The 14,871-nt window shown below is 40.5% G+C and carries 14 protein-coding genes; 4 read left to right on the top strand and 10 right to left on the bottom strand.

The window, feature by feature from the left end; genetic code table 11:
- Nucleotides 1-57 precede the first annotated feature (57 nt).
- From hisIE to hisG, 8 genes are read right to left on the bottom strand one after another with little or no spacing between them, the layout of a single operon-like run.
- Complete coding sequence (gene hisIE, locus L654_RS0108420; protein ID WP_008138598.1) at nucleotides 58-672, bottom strand: bifunctional phosphoribosyl-AMP cyclohydrolase/phosphoribosyl-ATP diphosphatase HisIE; 615 nt, start codon at nucleotides 670-672, stop codon at nucleotides 58-60.
- On the bottom strand, nucleotides 663-1,442 hold the full coding sequence (hisF, locus tag L654_RS0108415; RefSeq protein WP_024607776.1) for an imidazole glycerol phosphate synthase subunit HisF: 780 nt from the start codon (nucleotides 1,440-1,442) through the stop codon (nucleotides 663-665). The genes hisIE and hisF overlap by 10 nt, the downstream gene beginning before the upstream one ends.
- Nucleotides 1,424-2,158, bottom strand: coding sequence for a 1-(5-phosphoribosyl)-5-[(5-phosphoribosylamino)methylideneamino] imidazole-4-carboxamide isomerase (locus L654_RS0108410; protein ID WP_010552951.1), 735 nt, complete (start codon nucleotides 2,156-2,158; stop codon nucleotides 1,424-1,426). The genes hisF and L654_RS0108410 overlap by 19 nt, the downstream gene beginning before the upstream one ends.
- A gap of 33 nt (nucleotides 2,159-2,191) precedes the next feature.
- Nucleotides 2,192-2,782 carry an imidazole glycerol phosphate synthase subunit HisH gene (hisH, locus tag L654_RS0108405; protein ID WP_024607775.1) on the bottom strand — a complete coding sequence of 197 codons (591 nt, stop codon included), beginning with the start codon at nucleotides 2,780-2,782 and terminating at the stop codon, nucleotides 2,192-2,194.
- Nucleotides 2,779-3,840: a bifunctional histidinol-phosphatase/imidazoleglycerol-phosphate dehydratase HisB gene (hisB, locus tag L654_RS0108400; protein WP_007580650.1), complete on the bottom strand. Its 1,062-nt coding sequence runs from the start codon at nucleotides 3,838-3,840 to the stop codon at nucleotides 2,779-2,781. The genes hisH and hisB overlap by 4 nt, the downstream gene beginning before the upstream one ends.
- Entirely contained in the window at nucleotides 3,837-4,946 is a 1,110-nt protein-coding gene (gene hisC, locus L654_RS0108395) for a histidinol-phosphate transaminase (RefSeq protein ID WP_024607774.1), read from the bottom strand. The genes hisB and hisC overlap by 4 nt, the downstream gene beginning before the upstream one ends.
- A complete protein-coding gene (hisD, locus tag L654_RS0108390; protein ID WP_007580646.1) occupies nucleotides 4,936-6,237 on the bottom strand; it encodes a histidinol dehydrogenase in 1,302 nt (433 codons plus the stop codon). The genes hisC and hisD overlap by 11 nt, the downstream gene beginning before the upstream one ends.
- 5 nt (nucleotides 6,238-6,242) lie before the next feature.
- A complete protein-coding gene (hisG, locus tag L654_RS0108385; RefSeq protein ID WP_007580644.1) occupies nucleotides 6,243-7,142 on the bottom strand; it encodes an ATP phosphoribosyltransferase in 900 nt (299 codons plus the stop codon).
- A 419-nt stretch (nucleotides 7,143-7,561) separates the two neighbouring features.
- Between hisG and L654_RS0108380 the strand changes: the two genes are divergently transcribed.
- Nucleotides 7,562-7,798 (top strand): hypothetical protein, encoded by a 237-nt coding sequence (locus tag L654_RS0108380; RefSeq protein WP_024594333.1) that lies wholly within the window; start codon nucleotides 7,562-7,564, stop codon nucleotides 7,796-7,798.
- Nucleotides 7,799-7,910: 112 nt separating this feature from the next.
- On the opposite strand, the gene L654_RS0108375 is transcribed toward L654_RS0108380, so the two are convergent.
- Entirely contained in the window at nucleotides 7,911-9,767 is a 1,857-nt protein-coding gene (locus tag L654_RS0108375; RefSeq protein ID WP_024607773.1) for a cytochrome c/FTR1 family iron permease, read from the bottom strand.
- Nucleotides 9,768-10,050: 283 nt separating this feature from the next.
- A complete protein-coding gene (locus tag L654_RS0108370) occupies nucleotides 10,051-11,334 on the bottom strand; it encodes a sodium:proton antiporter (RefSeq protein WP_024607772.1) in 1,284 nt (427 codons plus the stop codon).
- Between the two features lie 332 nt (nucleotides 11,335-11,666).
- Here L654_RS0108370 and L654_RS0108365 point away from each other — a divergent pair, with 332 nt between their 5' ends.
- From L654_RS0108365 to L654_RS0108355, 3 genes are all read left to right on the top strand, one after another.
- Nucleotides 11,667-13,586 carry an ATP-dependent DNA helicase gene (locus tag L654_RS0108365; protein WP_024607771.1) on the top strand — a complete coding sequence of 640 codons (1,920 nt, stop codon included), beginning with the start codon at nucleotides 11,667-11,669 and terminating at the stop codon, nucleotides 13,584-13,586.
- 9 nt (nucleotides 13,587-13,595) lie between these two features.
- On the top strand, nucleotides 13,596-14,297 hold the full coding sequence (gene tsaB, locus L654_RS0108360; RefSeq protein WP_024607770.1) for a tRNA (adenosine(37)-N6)-threonylcarbamoyltransferase complex dimerization subunit type 1 TsaB: 702 nt from the start codon (nucleotides 13,596-13,598) through the stop codon (nucleotides 14,295-14,297).
- A gap of 68 nt (nucleotides 14,298-14,365) precedes the next feature.
- Nucleotides 14,366-14,695: a hypothetical protein gene (locus tag L654_RS0108355; protein WP_007580633.1), complete on the top strand. Its 330-nt coding sequence runs from the start codon at nucleotides 14,366-14,368 to the stop codon at nucleotides 14,693-14,695.
- The last annotated feature ends 176 nt before the right edge of the window (nucleotides 14,696-14,871 follow it).

Raw genomic sequence — 14,871 nt, 5'->3', positions numbered from 1 at the left:
GTAAAAATAAAAAGGCCCATATAAATATGAGCCTTTTTCAATTTGCTTTAGCAGGTGCTATTTATGGCGACCTTGCAAGCATTTAACTACATCTTCAAGGGCTAAACCTTGGCGTTGTAGCAATACAGTCAGGTGGTAAATTAAATCAGCAGACTCATTTGTTAGCTCATCGTTATCGTGTTTCATAGCGGCAAGGGCAACTTCTACGCCTTCTTCACCTACTTTTTGACAACTACGGCTTAAGTCTTTTGCAAATAATGACGCTGTGTAGCTTTTTTCAGGGTCGTCGTTTTTACGCGCTACAATCACATCTTCTAACTGTGCTAAAAAGCTTAAACTTGGTTTTGCTTCATCACCAAAGCAGCTTTGTGTGCCTAAGTGGCACGTTGGGCCTTCTGGATTGGCAAGTACTAAAATTGAATCGTAGTCACAATCGGTATGAACAGATACTACGTTTAAGTAGTTTTCTGATGACTCACCTTTAGTCCATAAACGCGATTTTGAACGCGAGTAAAACGTCACTTTATTACTCTCAAGCGTAACGTTTAGTGCTTCGCTGTTCATAAAGCCTTGCATTAAAATAACACCCGAGCGAGCATCTTGAATAATAGCAGGGATCATGTCGCTTTTAGCGAAATCGACTTGAGCTTGGTTTTGTTGTGTTACTTGCATAATCTTGCTGCCACTTGGTTATCGGTTAAAAATTGTTTTAGTTCGCCAATGTTAATCACATTTTTATGAAAAACGCTGGCTGCGAGTGCACCATCTACTTTGCTTTGTTTAAATACATCAACAAAATCTTGCATTGTGCCTGCGCCCCCTGAGGCGATTAAAGGAATGTGACATAGCTCGCGAATTTTACTTAACTGCTCGTTGTCGTAACCGTTACGAACGCCATCTTGGTTCATACAGTTTAATACAATTTCGCCGGCGCCTAAGTCTTGTACGCGTTTAACCCATTCTTGTGTTTTATAACGCGTACGGCTTGATGCATTAGGATCGCCAGTTAATTGGTAAACTAAATATTCACCAGTCGTTTCATCAAAAAAGCTGTCTATGCCAACAACAACACATTGCTTGCCAAACTCATCGTGTAATTCTTTAATAAGTTCAGGGCGTGCAATAGCAGGGCTGTTAATGCTTATTTTATCAGCACCGCGCTCTAAAACACGCGCTGCATCAGCCACTGACTTAATACCGCCGGCTACACAAAATGGAATATCGATATTGCGTGCTATACTTTCTACCCAGTTTACATCAAGTAGGCGTTTTTCAACGCTTGCACTGATTTCGTAAAAAACCAGTTCATCGGCGCCAGCTTCGCTGTAGGCTTTAGCCATTGTCAAAATGTCGCCAACAACTTCATGACCTTTAAACTTAACGCCTTTAACTACTTGGCCGTCTTTAACGTCTAAACATGGGATTATGCGTTTTGATAACATGCCAATGCCTCCTCAACGCTAAATGCGCCATCAAGCAATGATTTACCTAAAATAACGCCGCCTACACCTAGCTCTTTAAGCTTTTTAATGTCGTCAAGTGAGCTTACGCCCCCTGAGGCTTGCACTTTAATTGTGCTGTTGTGGCGAGTTAAGTCTTCGTAAAGCTCAAACGATGGACCCGTCATGGTGCCATCTTTACTGATGTCCGTGCATAAAAAGTCAATAACACCTAAGCCCACGTAAAAATCTACCAGCTCAAGTAAACCAAATTCAGATTCACTTAACCAACCGTGTGTAGCAGGTGCCCAGCCCGTGGCTGTTTTATTTACATCAAGGGCAATTACAAAGTGCTCTGCGCCAAATTGTTCAATCCAGGCTTTTACTTGTTCGCGTTTTTCTACTGCCATTGAACCAATAACAACTTGGTTTGCACCGGCTTTAAGCCAATCACTTACATCTTGTTCTGAGCGAATACCGCCGCCCACTTGATATGGTACGTTAAGTGCTTTGGTTGCAGCTTGAATATGTTTCCACTGCTTTTTACTTGGATCGCGTGCACCTTCTAAATCAACAAGGTGTAGTTTACCTGCGCCGCTGTCGGCGTATTCTTTTAAACGCGCGCCAAGTTCGAAAGGGTAAAACTGTGCTGTGTCGTATTTACCTTGATACAAGCGCACAATTTGATTTTGTAATACGTCTAATGCTGGAATAATCACAAATAATCTCTTTTTTGTTAGTTAATGGGCAGCTTATAACTGCCAATCAACAAAATTTTGTAATAAACGTGCGCCAACTTTTGCGCTGCGCTCTGGGTGAAATTGCATGCCTGCGTAATTGTCTTTAGCAACAATGGCTGAAAAGGTTTGACCATATTTGCCGCTCACTAGTGTGGCGTCGTTTACGGTGTGCGCAAAGCTGTGAACAAAATACACTTGCTCATCGAGCGTCAGCCCTTTAGTTAATGCATGCTCTTTATTAACGCTTAAGTTATTCCAACCCATATGCGGCGACGTTAAATTGCCTACATCAAGCGCTTTTACTTGCCCTGGTATTTTACCTAGGCACTGTACGTTACCTTCTTCGGTGCTTTCGCACAGTAACTGCATACCTAAACAAATACCCATAAGCGGGCGCTGGTATTCATTTATAGCTTGTTGCCAGCCGTTATCGACTAGGCGTTTCATAGCAACCGATGCGTGACCTACACCTGGTAATATAGCGCGCTCAAAACCCGCTAATTGCTCTGGTGAAGTAATTACTGTTGGCGTTTGCCCTAAGCGTTCAAACGCAAAACGTACTGAATTTATATTGGCACAACCGGTATTAATTATGGCAATCATAAACATCCCTTAGAGCTGGCTGTTTGTTGGGTCGTGTCTTGTGCTACTGCCATACGAAGTGCACGTGAAAACGCTTTAAATAAGCCTTCTACTTGGTGATGACAGTTACCGTCGCTTACCGATAAAATAAGGCTAATAGCGGCGTTATCACTTAAGCTTTTGAAAAAGTGCTCAACCATTTGTACGTCTAAATCACCGGCTTTTTCGCGGCTAAAGTTAGCGTTTAATACAAATGATGCACGGCCCGATAAATCAATTTGTGCTTCAGCTTTACACTCATCCATAGGAAGAGCAAAACCATAGCGCGCAATTTGCGATTTAGTACCGAGGGCTTGTTTAAGTGCGACACCTAAGGCAATACCAATGTCTTCAACAAGGTGGTGCTCGTCTATGTGTAAATCACCTTTGGCTTTAATGTTTAAACCAATGTTTGCGTGCGTGCGGATTTGATCAAGCATGTGATCAAAAAAGCCAAGACCGGTGTCTATGCTGCCATTTTTAGTTTGATCTAAGTTTATGGCTACATCAATTTGGGTTTCTTTAGTGTTTCGTGTAACACGACCTTCGCGGTTTGCAGTGGTCAATTTTGTTACTATTGCACTCCAATCGCCGTCGTATAAAATGCCTTCACAACATAGGTTTTGAGCAAGGCCAATATCAGTTTCGCGGTCGCCAATAACAAAAGAGCGTGCTAAATCTACTTTGCCTGAGCGCATAAGCTCGGTAAGTAAGCCTGTTTTAGGTTTACGGCAATCACAGTTTTGCTCGTTAAAGTGAGGGCAAATTAATACTTCGTCAAAGCTAATGCCTTGGCTTTGCATTATGTCCATCATTTTGTCTTGTGCTATGTCAAAATCAGCAGTAGGGAAGCTATCTGTGCCCAAACCATCTTGGTTAGATACCATAACTAAACGGTAACCTGCAGCTTGTAATTGTAACAACGCAGGGATAACGCCAGGTAAAAATGCTAGCTTTTCAAGGCTATCTACCTGTTTGTCGGTAATTGGCTCTTCAATAATAGTGCCGTCGCGGTCGATAAATAAATAGGGGTTACTCATGATACTTCGTTTCCTGCTAAAGATGCTGTGGTAGCCGGCGTTTGTAAGCCATCTAACCAAATTTTTACTTGTTCAAGTTCTTGTTCACTGCCAATTGAAATTCGTAGCCAGTCGTCTTCACCGTATAGCGTAAAAGCGCGCATAACCAAACCTTGCTCAAGTGCAATTTTAAAGTAGTTTTTATCGGCTAATTTTAAAGTAACAAAGTTACCTTCACCAGTGAGAATTTTTAATGCAGCAGGGGATGCGTTTAGCCAATCCACTAACTTAGCTTTTAAGCTATTTAAAATAGTAACTTGGCGGCGCATTGATGTAATTGCATCAGGTGCAATTGCTTGCGCTGCAATACTTGCTACTACGCCCGATACCGGATACGGCGCAATGACTTTACGAATTGGCGCTAGTACGCTCGCTTGTGCAAGCGTAAAGCCCGTTCTGAGCCCCGCTAGCGCAAAGGCTTTAGAAAGCGTACGCAAAACCACTACATTACTAAACTCATTAATAAGCTTAGTCGCGCTTTGCTCTGGGCAAAACTCTATATAGGCTTCATCAACAATAACTAATGCAGAACCCGCAAGTGCTGTAGCAATCGCTTTTACTTTATCAAGTGGTGTTAGGCTGCCCGTTGGATTATTTGGGTTACAAATAAATACTAGTTTTGAGCTGCCAACAGCTGCGACTATTTCGTCAGCACTGCCACTTAATAATAATTCTTGGGTAAGCGCGTTAATACCAACGTTGTGTGTATCGGCGGTAACTTTGTACATACCGTAGGTTGGTAAAAATAGCGCAATACTATCTTTAGCTGGCTCACAGTATGTGCGCACTAAAAGCTCAATGCCTTCATCTGCGCCGCGCGTCATTAATATATTTTCGCTTTCAAGCTCTGTATAAGCGGCGTACCTGTCAATAACCAGTTGCGGTTGTGGATCGGGGTAGCGATTTAAATCCTCAATACTCAGTTCAAGATTTCTAGCATACGGGCTTTCGTTAGCATTTAGCCACGTAGTACCGGTTAGCTTTTCACTTTTTGCAGAGCTGTATGCAGCAAGGGCTGCAATATTTTTAGGTAATAAGCTAGACGCTTGTGCGCTCTCATTGCTCATTTTTAATTGCCTCTAAACGAATTGAAACCGCATTAGCGTGGGCATCAAGGCCTTCTGCATCTGCAAGTGGTAAAATAGCTTTTGAAAGCTGCGTTAAACCACTTTTAGTAATTGTTTGCACTGTGTATGTACGAAAAAAATCAAGTAAGTTTAAGCTCGAGTAAGTTGCACTATAACCATATGTTGGTAACACGTGGTTAGTACCCGATGCGTAATCGCCTGCAGATTCTGGCGTGTAGTCACCTACAAATACTGAGCCTGCGTTTTTAACTTTATCTAGGTAAGGTGTTGCATCGCCTAGTTGTAAAATTAAGTGCTCTGGTCCGTACTGCGCAGATACATCAAATGCTTGCTCAATTGAATCAACTAAAATAAGTGAAGAATTAGCGAGCGCTTGCTCGGCTGTTTCTTTGCGGCTCAAATTAGCCAGCTGGCGTGTAAGTGCCTGCTGAGTTTGTTCTATAATACTCTCGCTGTTACATAATAAAATAACTTGCGAGTCTGCACCGTGCTCTGCTTGTGAGAGTAAATCGGCGGCTATAAATTCTGGGTTTGCACGTTCATCTGCAATAACAAGTACTTCAGACGGACCTGCTGGCATATCAATTGCCATACCTGGAATAGTTTGCGCAACGAGCTGTTTAGCCATTGTTACAAAGCTATTACCTGGGCCAAATATTTTGTTCACTTTAGGAACCGATTCGGTGCCATAAGCCATTGCTGCAATTGCGCCTGCGCCACCACTTTCTATTAATGTAGTAATGCCACATAACTTAGCTGCATATAAAATAGCAGGGTTAATCGCTTTATCACCTTGTACCGGTGTAGCAAGTACAACGGTTTTTGCGCCGCTTAACTGCGCTAACACACCCTGCATAATAACCGACGATGGCAGTGGAGCACTGCCACCGGGTACATAAATACCGACTGCTTCGATGGCTTGATATTTCAGTTCACATACAACGCCTGGTTGGGTCGATAATTTAATATCTTTTGGCAATTGCGCTTCGTGAAAACGTTTAACGTTTGCATAAGCGGTATCAATTGCGTATTTAAGCTCTGCACTCAGTGCTTGCTCTGATGCGTTAATTTCATCAAGCGGAACACATAAGCGAGGATTAGATCTATTATCAAACTCTTTAGCCATGCTAAGTAAGGCTTCATCGCCTTGCTCTTTTACGTTAGCTAAAATAGTTTTGCATATAGCTTCAACCTTGGCACTGGCAGAAACTGCAGGGCGCATTAGCGCCGCTGCTTGTACTTGTGAAGATTCCTCATTCCAACGAAGCATGGCACTTACTCCATCATTTTTTCAATTGGCATAACTAAAATAGAGTTAGCGCCTAGGGCTTTTAACTGCTCCATTGTTTCCCAAAATAATGTTTCGCTGCTTACCATGTGAAGTGCTACGTATTCATCGTTACCAGCAAGGGCAAGTAGAGTAGGCTGACCAGAACCTGGTAAAATTTCACAAATTTCATCAAGTTTGTTTTTTGGTGCGTGTAGCATGATGTATTTGCTTTCTTTAGCTTGTCTAACACCACGTAGGCGCGGCATAAGCTTATTGATTAGTGCTAGTTTGTCAGCATCTTGAAGATCTTTATTTTGAATTAAACACGCGTTTGATTCTAAAATTGTTTCGCCTTGAATTAAGCCGTTAGCTTCAAGTGTTGCGCCAGTAGATACTAAATCACAAATTGCATCAGATAAACCTGCACGCGGCGCTACTTCAACAGAACCCGTAAGCATTACTGTACTTGCGTTAATGCCTTCGCGCTTTAACCACTGAGTTAAAATTTCTGGGTAGGTAGTCGCAATACGTTTGCCTTCAAACCAGCTCTTATCGCGAGCGCCAAGCTCTTGTGGCCATGCAAGTGCAAGACGACAGTAACCAAAGTCTAGTTTTGAAAGTTTGGTTACTTCACTTGGAACACCTTGTCGTTCACGTTCTGCTTGAACTTCTACAAGTACGTTTTCGCCAACTATGCCTAAGTCACATACACCGTCCATTACTAAACCCGGAATATCGTCATCGCGCACACGTAGTACGTCAATTGGCATATTAGTTGAGTGTGCAATTAAGCGTTGTTCACGAAGGTTAAGTTTAACACCTAACTGTTTAAGCAGATCTTGACAATCTTTAGATAGGCGGCCGCCTTTTTGGATGGCGATACGTAGACGATTACTGTTGTTCATTATTCATTTTCCTTTAATTTAAAAACTAAAAACCCCGAGGGGAACCTCAGGGCGAAAATGAATCAATGTTATTTGAATCGCCAGAGGTTCCTTTTAGGAATAACCTCTCAGCGAAAGACCTGACAGGTTATTCCGGTGAATGGTGGTGATGATGTACTGTTGTCAGGTTTAAGCGCATTTTTTATCCTATGTAACTGCCCGTTGTTTTGTTAACGTGCAGTTGTTATCTGTTTAAATAAATTTCGCATTCATAAAAACATAAACAGCTATATTATGGCAAGTTTTTTTTAGCTTAATTAAAGCATATGTTATAACTGTCGATAATATTAAGATAATAAGCGCAATTTTCGCCAACAATTGGTTGTTTATTACTCAAACCAAATGGTTAATGAATAAAATGAAAAAATAAGGAAGTACTTATGGATATTATGATCCCTTATTTAGGAAGAATAACTAGGCTAGAAGTTGAGTCAAAAAGTGCTTTTCATATTGCGGGTGTGCAAAGTGGGGCTGCCGCTGAAAAAGTTGAACTAGAGAATAAAAAAAGGCGTGAGTTACAAAAAAAGAAAAAGCTCAATATGCTTGATGATCAAAATAGTAAAAAAAAGTCCAACCTAGATGATGACGAAAACACCCATTTAGATACATGGGCTTGATAATACCAACTTTACTAAATACATAAGCAATTAACTCAAAAAGGCCCTTGCGGGCCTTTTTACTATGTATTTTGCTTATGCCAATTAGCTTAAACTCTTAAGCAGATTGGTATTACTCTTGGTTTTTGCTTTTAAATATATAAAAGCTAAATATAGCGAACACACATATTTGAGCCACAATACCTTGCCATGTTGATTTTATACCAAGCCATGCAATATCAAAGCTCATTGGTAGCGGCGCAATACCTATTATGTCGGCCTCTTGTAATGCAATAACGGCTTTGCCCATAAGCACAAACGAGAGTGCAAATAATAGGTAAGTGGTAATGGCAAAAAACTTAGCAACCGGTAATTTAATTGAGTACTTAATTAATACCCACGTAATAATAGCCAGTATTGCTACAGCTATCGCAAAACCCGAAGCAATAGATGAATATTGGGCAGGCGAGCTTTGCGTTAATAAAGACTGATAGAACAATACAGTTTCAAAGACTTCTCGGTATACGGCTATAAACGAAAGCCCTGCTAAACCCCATAATGTACCCGACTCAAGACGCTTATCTATATTGTCTTTGATGTATTTTTGCCATTGCTGCGCACTGGTTTTACTGTGCATCCATACGCCAACATAAAGTAAAATTACAGCGGCAAACAATGCACCAGCACCTTCCATAACTTCGCGACTTGCACCACTTATTTCTATTAATGTTTGCGCCGCAGCCCACGTTAAGCCACCAGCAATAAGTGCGGTTACCCAACCAACATGTACATATTTAAGTGCGTCTTGGCGTTTAGTTTTAATAAGTACGGTCATAAGGGCAATAATAACGAGGAGTGCTTCTAGGCCTTCGCGTAGTAATATAACTAAACTCGCTGAGAGGAGTGCACCATCAGTTAGTTTGGTTTCGTTTAGCATGCTATCTGCTTTAGCGAGTTGAGCTAGCGCTGCACTTACTTTTTCGTCAACGATGGCTGCATCTTTCTCGTTTTTAAATGTTTGGCGCAGGTTCATCAGTTGTACTTCGATGTTTTTACGCAGTGTTTCGTCGTAGGCATTTAAGTTGTTTTCAACAAGCTCAAAGCCATCTAGGTAAGCGCTAATTGCTAAATCACTTGCTTGTGAGTAATTGCCTTTAGCATGCGCGGCTTGTGCTGCAAGTAACTGCGTGCGAGTAACCGTTATCGGATTCTTTTTACCGGTAAATAGTTGCTCTGGATTACCACGAAGCCATTTAACGTAATGTGCTTGTGCTTCACTTTGACCTGCCGATAATTGTGCAGGGTTTAAGTTTACAATCTGCGAAGCGGTAATGTTTTGCTCTAGATTTTGTGGTTTTTGAACATCTTTAAATGCCAAGCTACCTACATAAAAAGCTAAAGACCAACGTTGTTGTTCATTAAATTGAGTAAAAGCAACCATTGGCGTGTCGTTAATACCGTTACTTACAGCGTCAAATAACCCCATTAATGAGCGGTTAGTTGCGCGTTCTTCATCGGTAAAGTTGGTAGGCTCTGGCGATAAGTTTTTTGCAAGCGGGCCGTCGCCTTGACCACTAGGGCCGTGACACATTGAACAGTTAGCAGAAAAAAGCGCTTTGGTTTGCTCAACAGGAAGTAGTGATGTAGGTAACGATAGTTGCGGCATAAAGGTAAGTAGCGACTCACGAAGCGCAGAGCTTGCTGCACGTACATCGGCAACACTCGCTTTATTGGCAATCGCTGTATGCAGGGCTTTAGCTTGTGCCTTTACTGTATCAAACTCATTTGTTTGGCTTGATAGCTGTCCAGCTTGCTCAATAATAACGTGCGAAAATTCAGTCATTTCTTGATATTCGTCAGGATCAAGTATTTCACCATTCCCAACAGCTGCCACGTAATCAACACCTACATACTCTGCAAGCTGTGCAATTTGTTTTATTTTTGTTTGCTCATTAGGCGAGGCTGAAACACTAAAGCTTGCCATGACCATTATAAAAAGCATAAAAAAACATTGAAATTGTCGTTTGCTCAGAGACACAAAATTTAAAAACATGTGAGAATTATTTATGGACATCGAAAAGCCCTGTAGAGGAAAAGTCAAAATTATAATTGTTTTCATTTGCATTTCAAGCGGATTAATTTAAACAAAGCAGATAAATAAAAAGGATAACAATTTATAGAACTTTAAAGTGTTTTTGTAACACGTGAGTAACAGTAACCAAGTGATTTTTATAATAACTTGGTTACTGGGTGTGTTGCAGACAAAGCATTTATTACTTGGCTTGCTCAGCTGACTTAATGCTGCTTTGAATAAGCGGCGAAATAGTTAAGCCTTGTACAATAATAGAAAATATAACCACTACGTAAGTAACAATAACGATTAGGTTATGTAGGTCTGAACCGCCTACAAAAACTTGCTCGCGTGGGATTGCTGCCGCCATTGCCAGAGCAAGGCCACCACGTAGTCCACCCCAGGTCAAAATTTTAACACTGTGTTTATCGTAAGTTCTAAAGTGTTTAAAAATTACAAATGGTGCGCCTACACTTATAAAGCGTGCTAGCAGTACAACAGGTACCATTAATAACCCTAAACCAATTTCGCCAAGCGTGATTGGCATAGTGACTATTAGCATACCTATTATTAAAAACAGTAGAGCATTTAGAAAGCTGTCGGTTGCATGCCAAAAATCTTTTACGTAGCGGGTGTCTTCGGGGCCCGTGCGCTCGGTTGCTTTAGTACGAGTAATGTTACCCATTAATATGCCACTGGTTACCATGGCAAGTGCGCCAGATATTTCCCAAATATTTGCTGCTGCAAAACCTGCTGTTGGGATAGTTAAGGTAATTAATAAGCGAATATTTACATCGCGGCTATTAATAATTAAAAAGTGGCCAACTAATGCAATGACTAAACCAAACGCAATGCCTCCTATTGCATCAACAAAGAATAGCTCTGCTATGTCACCAAATTGTGCATCTGTGCCATAAAAAGCAACAGAAAATATAGTGGTAAATATAACTAAACCAATACCATCGTTAAATAGCGACTCACCTTCTACTTGAACTGAGATGCCTTCTGGCGCTCGCATTTGTTTAATAATAGCAAGTACAGCGATAGGGTCGGTTGGGCTAATAAGCGCGCCAAACAGTAAACAATAAATAAAAGGGACATCAAAACCAAAAACTGAAAATAAATAAAAGCTTAAATAACCCACTATAAATGTGGAGGCAATGGTTGAAAACAAGACCAGTGCAGTAATTTCCCACCGCTGCTTACGCAGGGCAAGTAGGTTTATTTCGAGCGCACCCGCATAAAGTAAAAACCCCAACATGCCTTTAAGTAGTAACTCGTTAAAGTCAATACTGGAAACAATTTGGGTCATTGCTAATGCGTTCTGATCGCCTAATAATTTTACTGCAATAATCAGTAATAAAGAAATAACCACAGAGCCAGTAGTAATGGCAATGGTAGTTTGCATTTTGAGGATGTACTGGTTTGCAAAGGCTATAAAAATTGCAATTGCAGAGAGAAAACAAATGAGGTACCAAGCATTCATTGATTAACCTTAACTATTTTTTAAACGACACACAAAAAGGAGGATTATAAACCCGCGTATGTTACTCCTGTAATATTTGAGAGTCACAGTATTTATGCCTAAATATAGCTTTTAATGAGGATTGTTTTTAGTAAGAGTTAATAGGAAATGTGGCTTTGTAAATATTGTCATTATTAAATTAAATGTACGTTATAAATACAGTGTTTGTTGTAAACTTTAGTGGTTAATCACATTATTGAAACGTGTGTTGCATCATAAAATAAAAGTCGATTTTGTAATTACTTGCCCTAAATGCTTTGCTTACGTAAAATCCCGCTATTATTTATTTTAAAGTGATTGGTATTATCAAACAGCTGTTTAGTGCAACCGGGCCTTTGGCGTCATCGTTAGATGGATATACGCCTCGCCAACCACAAATTGATATGGCAGTNGTAGCTGTTGCAGATGCATTAAAAAACAGTTCGCAATTAGTTGTTGAAGCAGGCACGGGTACTGGTAAAACATTTGCATATTTAGCCCCTGCACTTAAATCAAAAGGCCGAACGATAATATCGACTGGTTCTAAAGCCTTACAAGAACAGTTATACCACCGCGATTTACCTCAATTAGTGAAAGCACTAGGTGCTTCTAAAAAAACCGCCTTATTAAAAGGGCGTGCCAATTACTTATGTACCTACCGACTTAATCAGCATGTTGCGCATGTACCTACTGACGACTCCGACGTAATGCACCAACTAGCGATGGTGGCTAAGTTTGCCAGTGAAACGCAATCGGGCGATTTAGCCGATTGTATTGGTATAGAAGATGACGCGAAAGTACTGCCTTATGTAAATTCAACAGCCGATAATTGCTTAGGTAAAGAGTGTCCAGATTTTGAAAGCTGTTATATACGCAAAGCACGTTTAACTGCGGCCGATGCCGACGTAGTTGTGATTAACCATCATTTATTTTTTGCCGACATGGCCGTAAAAGAAAGTGGCTTTGCTGAGCTTATGCCAAAAGCTGACGCGTATATATTTGATGAAGCCCATCAGTTAAGCGAAATTGCCAGTGATTATTTTGGTGAGAGTATTAGTACTAAAAAGCTGGTGGATTTAATTAATGATTTACGTGCTATTTATAGAGCCGAAATTCCCGATATGCTGCAGCTAGGTAAAAGCTTAAATAAGCTTGAAACAAGCGTTGCTGATTTACGATTACAGTTTGGTGTTGATGGCAGTAGAGGCGATTGGCGAGAAAAGTTAAGTGATAAACAAATATGCGCGGCGCTTCACCGCGTCATTAGTGATTTAGATTTTGTTTATCAAGTACTTAAACTTTGCCTAGATAGAAGCGACAAAATTGAGCATCCATTTGAACGTGCACTTGCGTTTAAAGGGCAGTTAGAGCGGGTTTTTGATACAGCTCAAACCGGTTTTAGTTACTGGTATGAAACAACGCGCCGTTATTTAACGATTAATATAACGCCATTAAATGTATCAGCTAAATTTGCTCAAATGATGCAAGATACGGGCGCAGGCTTTGTATTTACTTCAGCAACACTTTCGGTCGACAACAAACTAGAGCACTTTAATGCAAGCCTTGGTTTAAAACCAAAGCAAAGCATGATGGTAGATAGCCCATTTGATTACCCTAATCAGGCGTTGCTGTGTTTACCGCGTTACTTACCTGAATCGCACGCTGATAATATGCCCCATGCAATTGTAAAATTAACACTTGAGCTTATAAAGTCAGCGCAAGGGCGTTGTTTTGTGTTATTTACGAGCTATCGAATGATGCACTTAGTTGCCGAAGGGCTCACCACACAAATAGACTACCCAGTTTATATGCAGGGGCAAATGTCTAAGCGTATTATTTTAGAGAAATTTACTCGCCATGGTAATGCTGTATTACTGGGCACGGCTTCATTTTGGGAAGGCGTTGATGTACGCGGCAGCACATTAAGCTGTGTTATTATAGACAAATTGCCATTTGCAGCCCCTGACGATCCATTGCTTCAAGCTAAAATGCAAGATTGCCAAATGCAGGGAAAAGACCCTTTTTCACACATACAATTACCGCAGGCTGTTATTGCGCTAAAACAAGGTGTAGGGCGTTTAATTCGAGATAGTAAAGACAAAGGCGTACTTGTAATATGCGATAATCGCTTAGTTACACGCCAATATGGCCAAGTATTTTTAAAAAGCTTACCGCCGATGCGCCGCACGCGAAGCTTAGAAGATGCCAATACATTTTTAAAACAAATTAATTAGAGTAATAAAATGATCAAAAGTAATATTCTTGCCCTTGATGCTTCAACTGAAGCACTTTCAATTGTTTTACATTTTCAGGGCCAAACATTTCATCATTTTGAAGAATGTCCGCAGCAACATAGCCAAAAAATACTTCCACTTGTGGATGAGCTATTAACTAAAGCAAATTGTAAATTAAAAGACTTAGATGTCATTGGTTTTGGGCAAGGCCCGGGCAGTTTTACTGGTGTGCGTATTAGTGTAGCAATAGCGCAAGGTTTAGCGTATTCAACTAATTTGCCACTTGTAGGTGTGTCTACTTTGGCTATTATGGCGCAACAAGCGTTTGAACAAAACGGTAGTGTGAGTGTTTATCCAAGCATAGATGCGCGTATGGGGGAGATATACTTTGCACATTACCAAGCGCAAAATAATCTAATGCTTTTAGTTAACCAAGAATGCGTTATAAAACCTGATTTACTAAACAATGATTATATAGCGACCAATGAGCCATCTGTAGCGGTAGGCACGGGCTTTAAAACCTATCCTGATGCGCTTAATGACTTTGAAAACGTGACAATTAATACTGATATTACATTGCCTGATGCGCGTTATATGTTAGCGCATGTTGAAGCCGCGTTTTTAGCGGGTGACGTTGTAAAAGCGAGTGACGCTCAACCTAAATATGTGCGCGATACGGTAACGTGGAAAAAGCTACCAGGACGTGAGTAATCATATTATTTGCAAATTGGTTGTTTTTAAATCATAATTTTATGCGATATTAAGGTTGGAGACGCGTAATGACGCTGCCTATTGGTTCAGGTTTTTTTACCGGAGATATTCCGGGTAGGGTTAGCCCTACTAAAGTTGTTACTAATAAACCACAGAGTTTATTAGACCAGCCGGCTGCTCAAAAAACGAATACCGATTATGTAAAAAGCAGTGTCGAGGGCGTCGAACTGGCTAATCAACTGTTTAAAAGCAGTGCTAAAAGCAATGAATACAGCCAAACAATTTACGACCAACCGACAGCTCAAGTAAGCAAAGCGATTTCTACTTATACTGAATTTGCAAATTTAGAACGCAGAGCCGAAGTACAAAATTTAATAGGCGTTGATATATACGCTTAAAGCTCATTCAAACGTTTAGATAAATACAGTGATAAAATTTAATAAAAAGCCCGAACATGTGTTCGGGCTTTTTGTGTTAAAAACGAGGTGAAATTATACCAATTCGCTTAATTAAGTGATCTATTTTGAGGGAAGAAAATCGTGTCGATAACAAGGCAAAAATTTCGTTATTTAGT

It is taken from the genome of Pseudoalteromonas sp. TAB23 (assembly GCF_000498075.1).
GTDB classification, from domain to species: Bacteria; Pseudomonadota; Gammaproteobacteria; order Enterobacterales; family Alteromonadaceae; genus Pseudoalteromonas; species Pseudoalteromonas arctica.
This window is presented reverse-complemented; position numbering and strand designations above follow the sequence as displayed.

Excerpts from the sequence above, each read along its gene's own strand:
- hisIE (WP_008138598.1), bottom strand. The coding sequence starts at position 672 with ATGCAAGTAACACAACAAAACCAAGCTCAAGTCGATTTCGCTAAAAGC.
- hisF (WP_024607776.1), bottom strand. The coding sequence starts at position 1,442 with ATGTTATCAAAACGCATAATCCCATGTTTAGACGTTAAAGACGGCCAA.
- hisH (WP_024607775.1), bottom strand. The coding sequence starts at position 2,782 with ATGATTGCCATAATTAATACCGGTTGTGCCAATATAAATTCAGTACGT.
- hisB (WP_007580650.1), bottom strand. The coding sequence starts at position 3,840 with ATGAGTAACCCCTATTTATTTATCGACCGCGACGGCACTATTATTGAA.
- hisC (WP_024607774.1), bottom strand. The coding sequence starts at position 4,946 with ATGAGCAATGAGAGCGCACAAGCGTCTAGCTTATTACCTAAAAATATT.
- hisD (WP_007580646.1), bottom strand. The coding sequence starts at position 6,237 with ATGCTTCGTTGGAATGAGGAATCTTCACAAGTACAAGCAGCGGCGCTA.
- hisG (WP_007580644.1), bottom strand. The coding sequence starts at position 7,142 with ATGAACAACAGTAATCGTCTACGTATCGCCATCCAAAAAGGCGGCCGC.
- L654_RS0108380 (WP_024594333.1), top strand. The coding sequence starts at position 7,562 with ATGGATATTATGATCCCTTATTTAGGAAGAATAACTAGGCTAGAAGTT.
- L654_RS0108375 (WP_024607773.1), bottom strand. The coding sequence starts at position 9,767 with ATGGTCATGGCAAGCTTTAGTGTTTCAGCCTCGCCTAATGAGCAAACA.
- L654_RS0108370 (WP_024607772.1), bottom strand. The coding sequence starts at position 11,334 with ATGAATGCTTGGTACCTCATTTGTTTTCTCTCTGCAATTGCAATTTTT.
- tsaB (WP_024607770.1), top strand. The coding sequence starts at position 13,596 with ATGATCAAAAGTAATATTCTTGCCCTTGATGCTTCAACTGAAGCACTT.
- L654_RS0108355 (WP_007580633.1), top strand. The coding sequence starts at position 14,366 with ATGACGCTGCCTATTGGTTCAGGTTTTTTTACCGGAGATATTCCGGGT.